Source organism: Mesorhizobium sp. M7A.F.Ca.CA.004.12.1.1 (assembly GCF_003997835.1).
Taxonomy (GTDB): Bacteria; Pseudomonadota; Alphaproteobacteria; order Rhizobiales; family Rhizobiaceae; genus Mesorhizobium.
Genome location: NZ_RZRK01001285.1, coordinates 1 through 1,018, shown reverse-complemented (window position 1 = coordinate 1,018; position 1,018 = coordinate 1). Strand labels below are relative to the sequence as shown.

Annotated in this window: 1 protein-coding gene and 1 pseudogene; both read right to left on the bottom strand. The window is 62.4% G+C overall.

Features of this window, described 5'->3' with window-relative positions; translation table 11 throughout:
* Window positions 1-749, bottom strand: a 749-nt coding sequence (locus EN984_RS35830; RefSeq protein WP_127384418.1) for a ketose-bisphosphate aldolase, incomplete at its 3' end; no start/stop codon positions are given.
* 162 nt (window positions 750-911) lie between these two features.
* Window positions 912-1,018, bottom strand: a pseudogene (locus tag EN984_RS39225) (6,7-dimethyl-8-ribityllumazine synthase); the annotation flags it as partial.

Sequence of the window (1,018 nt, the reverse complement as noted above, 5' to 3'; positions counted from 1 at the left end):
CCGCCATATTTGTTGATGATCTCCTGCAGGTCCTCGGGCACCGAGGACGAGCCGTGCATGACCAGATGCATGTTCGGCAGGCGGCGGTGGATCTCCTCGATGACGTTCATGGCCAGCACCGCGCCGTCCGGCTTGCGCGAGAATTTGTAGGCGCCATGGCTGGTGCCCATGGCAACCGCCAGCGCATCGACATGGGTGTCCTTGACGAATTCCACCGCCTGTTCCGGATCGGTCAAAAGCTGGTCGTGGCTGATCGCGCCTTCGACGCCGTGGCCGTCTTCCTGCTCGCCGCCGCCGCTCTCCAGCGAGCCGAGCACGCCGATCTCGCCTTCGACGGACACGCCGCCCCAATGCGCCATGTCGACGACGCGCTTGGTGATGCCGGAATTGTAGGCGTAGTCGGCCGGCGTCTTGCCGTCTTCCTTCAGCGACCCGTCCATCATGACCGAGGTGAAGCCGTACTGGATCGCGGTGACGCAGGTGGCTTCGTTGTTGCCATGGTCGAGATGCATGCAGACCGGAATGTCGGGATGGATTTCGACCAGCGCGTCGATCAGCTTGGCCAGCACCACGTCATTGGCATAGGCGCGCGCGCCGCGGCTGGCCTGCAGGATGACCGGCGACTTGGTCTCCTCGGCGGCCTCCATGATGGCGAGGCCCTGTTCCATATTGTTCATGTTGAAAGCGGGCACGCCGTAGCCGTATTCGGCGGCGTGGTCGAGCAATTGTCTCAGTGTTATGCGAGCCACCCAATAGTCTCCCGTATCTGGTTTCAAGCGCAACGTCGCGGGCCGGCCGGTTGCCGGTCGGCCCTTGATGCTTCTGGCGGGATTTCAACGGAACCGCAACCTTCAGAGCTCTTCTCGATCGCAATTCTTGTTGCAGGGCTGAAATCCGGCCGTTTTGGTGACTTAAGCCGCGATCAACTCCCGCGCCGCCAGGATCTGCACGCAGGCATTGGCCGCCTCCTTGCCCTTGATGGTGAAGTGCTCAAAGAAGAAGCGGTGGTGCTCGGCGC